The sequence below is a fragment of the Luteitalea sp. genome (genome assembly GCF_044337415.1).
Classification (GTDB): domain Bacteria; phylum Acidobacteriota; class Vicinamibacteria; order Vicinamibacterales; family Vicinamibacteraceae; genus Luteitalea.
The window spans coordinates 1-4,206 of the sequence record NZ_JBIINP010000291.1 but is presented as its reverse complement, the minus strand read 5'-3'; the positions used below and the strand labels follow the sequence as shown (position 1 = coordinate 4,206).

At 68.0% G+C, this 4,206-nt stretch carries 4 protein-coding genes; all 4 read right to left on the bottom strand.

Annotated elements, in window-relative coordinates; genetic code table 11:
* Positions 1-875: glycosyltransferase family 39 protein (locus ACIRDX_RS21110; protein ID WP_396627410.1), on the bottom strand; the 875-nt coding region annotated here is incomplete at its 3' end.
* Complete coding sequence (locus ACIRDX_RS21105) at positions 872-1,537, bottom strand: hypothetical protein (protein WP_396627409.1); 666 nt, start codon at positions 1,535-1,537, stop codon at positions 872-874. The genes ACIRDX_RS21110 and ACIRDX_RS21105, both read right to left, overlap by 4 nt.
* Positions 1,538-1,779: 242 nt before the next feature.
* Positions 1,780-2,187, bottom strand: a complete 408-nt coding sequence (locus ACIRDX_RS21100; protein WP_396627408.1) for a DUF1805 domain-containing protein — start codon at positions 2,185-2,187, stop codon at positions 1,780-1,782.
* A gap of 24 nt (positions 2,188-2,211) precedes the next feature.
* Positions 2,212-4,206, bottom strand: a 1,995-nt coding sequence (locus tag ACIRDX_RS21095; RefSeq protein WP_396627407.1) for a prolyl oligopeptidase family protein, incomplete at its 5' end; no start/stop codon positions are given.

The window sequence follows — 4,206 nt, the reverse complement described above, 5'->3', positions numbered from 1 at the left end:
ATCGCGGCAAGCACCAGCACGAGTCCTTCGCTCCACGTCACGCCCTGCGACGAGCGGTAGGCAAGCAGCCGGAGGTAGTAGCTCCAGGGCTGCGCATGGTCGGCCGGGTTGACGCCGCGATCGAGATAGGTCCCGGCGCCACGGAACGGCTCGAGGAGGCTGCCTGGCGAGGTGAGGAACGACGAATAGAAGAGGCCCGCCACGCCAACCGCCAACATCGCGCTCGCGAGCGCGGCTCGTCGACGGCGCGGATCGGCCAACGGGTGCGGCCACGGCGTGGTTCCGAGCGATCGGCCGGCGACGGCACTCGCGACGAGCGCCACGGGCAGCACGATGACCGCCGTCTCCTTGGTGGCGGCGGCGAGCCCCGCGGCGACGCCGGCCAGGACGAACCAGGCCGTGCCGCCTCCGGTCGCGACACGCCCGACGCCGGCCACGAACGCCAGCGTGAAGCAGGCGAAGAGCGCTTCCTGGATGTACATCCGCGAGTAGAAGACCATCGCGGGCGAGAGCGCCATCAACCAGGCGCCGGCAGCGGCGGCCGTCCGTCCGATGCCGGCCGACAGCCAGGCCAGCACGAGGATGGTCGCCGCCCCGAAGGCGGCCGTCACGCCGCGGAGGGTGCGCTCGTCGAGGGCGGCCAGGGTGGGCTGGCCGCGCAGCCACGCGGCCGGCAGGGTCAGGTAGTAGAGGGTCGGCCCGTGATGGTCGAGCGCGTCGTAGCGGTACTCGCCGCGTTCGAGCAGCGCGCCGAACTTGACGGCCTGGTTCGCCTCGTCATGGTGCATCGGTCGCTCGTCGAGCCTCGCCAACCGCAGTGCGAGGCCAACGACGAGCGCGATGGCGAGCAGGGCGCCGAACGACGCCCGGGTCACTTGGGCAGGCCGTAGACCTCGACCTCGACGTAGTGGTTCAGATCGTTCGTCGTGTTCCCGCGGGAGTACAGCCGGACGTACCGGCCACGAGCCCCCTGTGGATCGATCAGCCGCCCCTCGGCGACCTCGATGTACTCCTTGTCCTTGCCCTGGGCCAGCTTCGACGAGTTGTCGTGGTCGTTGTTGAACACCGTCACCACGCCGGTCTTGAACGACGCGTCGTTCGAGACCTGGACGATGACGTCGCGATAGACGCGCGCCTGGGTGTGGTAGTGCCACAGGAGGATGGCCGACAGCGGGTGCGAGGCGCCGAGATCGATCTGCACCCACTGCGCCCCGGGCCCGAGTTCGACGAAGTAGCCGTCGCCGCCCGCCTTCTGGCCATCGGTGATCATGTCGAGGTCGCCGATGACCGGCTGCGAGTCGCTCGACGTGACCGTCTTCTTCTGCGACAGCAGGACGGTGCCCTTCGGCACGTAGAACGGCCCGCGCGACTTGCCGGACACCTCGAGGTTGGCACTCTTGATGTTGGTGGGCGTGCCGATGAACATGGGCTTCGGGAGCGACAGCTTCAACTCCACCTTGCCCGCGGGGGCCTGAGCGCCAAGGGGTGCCAGAGTCAGGGCGAACACGATCAGGCCAGCGAATGTGCGTGTAGTCATCGAGGGTCTCGGCCAGGGGGCAGGTGCACGGCGCTCTCCGCCGTCTCCGCGGAGTGTATGTCCGACGATTTGGGGGGGTCAAGCCGCGCCCGGGGTACTGGACGTGGTGGGTACCTCCGCCACGTCCAGGGTGGGCGAATCGCGGTGGGGGGCTGGGTCGTCAGCGTGACGGCGAGCCCACAAAGAGCGAGGGACAGGATCCGCATGCCGCCGACGATCCACAAGCGGTGACCGGGCGCTCTCTACTTCGCGACGAGCAACCTCTCGACCGCTTCGCGCCCCGTCATGCCCGGTGTCACGCCCAGGGCTGCGGCCGCGTGGCTCACTTCCAGGATCGTCGCGCCGAAGAGATCCTCTGGCTCGCGCAGCGGTACGGCTGGCGTGCCTCGGGCGATCGCCACGGCGAGGCTGAACTCGTTCGCCGAGCGAATGTCGTAGATGCCGCAACCGACGAGGCCGTTGGACGTGTGAATCGCGCAGTACTGCCCGCCCGGCCACTGGTAGGTCGAGCCGACGGCCTGCCCGCCGTCGAACTGCAGGGTGCGGTGTTCAGCATGAGGAAGCGACATGCCCATTCTCCTTGACTTCGCGCCGAGCGACCGGTCGTTCGATGCGGCGCTCGCCGAGGACGCCCGGGCGACACGGCCCACGCGTCCCTCCTGTTTCCGTGTCGATCAGTGCGACGCGACGACCTTCGGTGTGATCCCCATCTGGTGGAAGAGGAACGCGTAGAGGTCGGCGTTCGTGTCGAGCATCTTCGAGACGTTGCTCGCGCCGTGACCCGACGCGGTCTCGATGCGGATGAGCGCGGGGCGCTCGGGGCTGGCCAGGGCCTGCAGCGTGGCGGCGTACTTGAACGAGTGCGCCGGCACGACGCGGTCGTCGTGATCGGCTGTCGTGATCAGCGTCGATGGATAGCGCGCACCGGCCTTGATGTTGTGCAGTGGCGAGTAGGCGCGCAGGGCCTTGAACTCGTCGGCGTTGTCGCTCGACCCGTAGTCGGCAATCCAGTTCCAGCCGATCGTGAACGTGTGGAAGCGGAGCATGTCCATCACGCCGACCTGCGGGAACGCCACCCGGAACAGGTCTGGGCGCTGGTTGATGACGGCCCCGACCAGCAGCCCGCCGTTCGAGCCGCCCTGGGCGGCCAGGCGGTCGGCCGAGGTGTACTTGTTCGCGATGAGCCACTCGGCAGCGGCGATGAAGTCGTCGAACACGTTCTGCTTCTTCAGCTTCGTGCCTGCCTCGTGCCAGCGTTCGCCGTACTCGCCGCCGCCGCGCAGGTTCGCCACCGCGTAGACGACCCCCTGTTCGAGCAGGGCGATGCGTGACGGGCTGAACGAGGGCGTCTGCGAGATGTTGAAGCCGCCATACGCGTACAGCACCGTCGGGTTCGAGCCGTCGAGCGCGAGGCCCCTGCGGTGCACGACGAACATGGGCACCTTCGTGCCGTCCTTGCTCGTGTAGAAGACCTGCCTCGTCTCGAAGCGGCTCGGGTCGTAGCCCTTGATCTCCGGCGCGCGGAAGACCGTGCTCTTCTTCGTCGCGATGTCGTAGCGGTAGATGCTCGCCGGCGTCTCGTACGAGCTGTAGGTGTAGAACACCGCGGTGTCGTCGCGCTCCCCGCCGAAGCCACTGGCCGAGCCGATGCCGGGCAGCGCGATCTCGTGCTCGAGCGTCCCGTCGAGGGCATGGACGTACGCGCGCGTCGAGGCGTCCTTCAGGTAGGTCAGGAAGAGCTTGCCGCCGGCCGTCGAGGCGTTCTGGAGCGGCTCGGCGCGTTCCGCGATCACGGTCTTCCAGTTCGCTTCCGCCGGATTGTCGGGATCGACGAGGACGACGCGCCCGTTGGGGGCGCCGTGATCGGTCTCGACCAGCAGCATCCCGCCCACGTTGTCGACGACACCGAAGCTGTCGTCACCGATCTCGGCGACGAGCGGCTTGAAGGTCGTCTCGTTCCTGGAGAAATCGCGGACGAACACCGCGTTGCCCTTCTTGCCCTTGCCGCGGTCGGACACCGTCAGGATCGCGAATCGCTCGTCGTCGGTCGTGCGGACACCGTGGAACCGCTGCGGGTTCTTCGCATCCTCGTAGACGAGCGTGTCGGCCGACTGCGGCGTGCCGATGGTGTGGAAGTAGACGCGATGGTCCTCGTTGCGTCCCGACAGCGCCTGGCCCGGCCGCGGCGCGGGGTAGCGGCTGTAGAAGAACCCCCGGCCGCGCCACGCGACGCCCGACACCTTGACCCACTCGACCTTGTCGGCGAGCGTCTTCTTCGTGGCGAGGTCGATGACCAGGTAGTCCTGCCAGTCGGATCCGGACCGCGAGACGCCGTAGACGGCGTACTTGCCATCCCTGGAGGGCGAGAACGTCGTCAGCCGTGAGGTCCCATCCTTCGCGAACGTGTTGGGATCGAGGAGTACCTCGGGCGTCCCCTCGAGTCCGACCTGGGTGTAGAGGACCGACTGTTCCTGCAGGCCGGCGTTCTTCGTGAAGAAGTAGCGCGTGGCGCGCCGCGACGGCGCCGTGTACTTCGGGTAGTCCTGCAACACATCGAGCCGCGCCCGCAAGGCGTCGCGGAACGGAATGGTCTCGAGGTACCCGAACGTGACGGCGTTCTGTGCCTCGACCCACGCCTTCGTCTGGGCCGAGTTGTCGTCCTCGAGCCA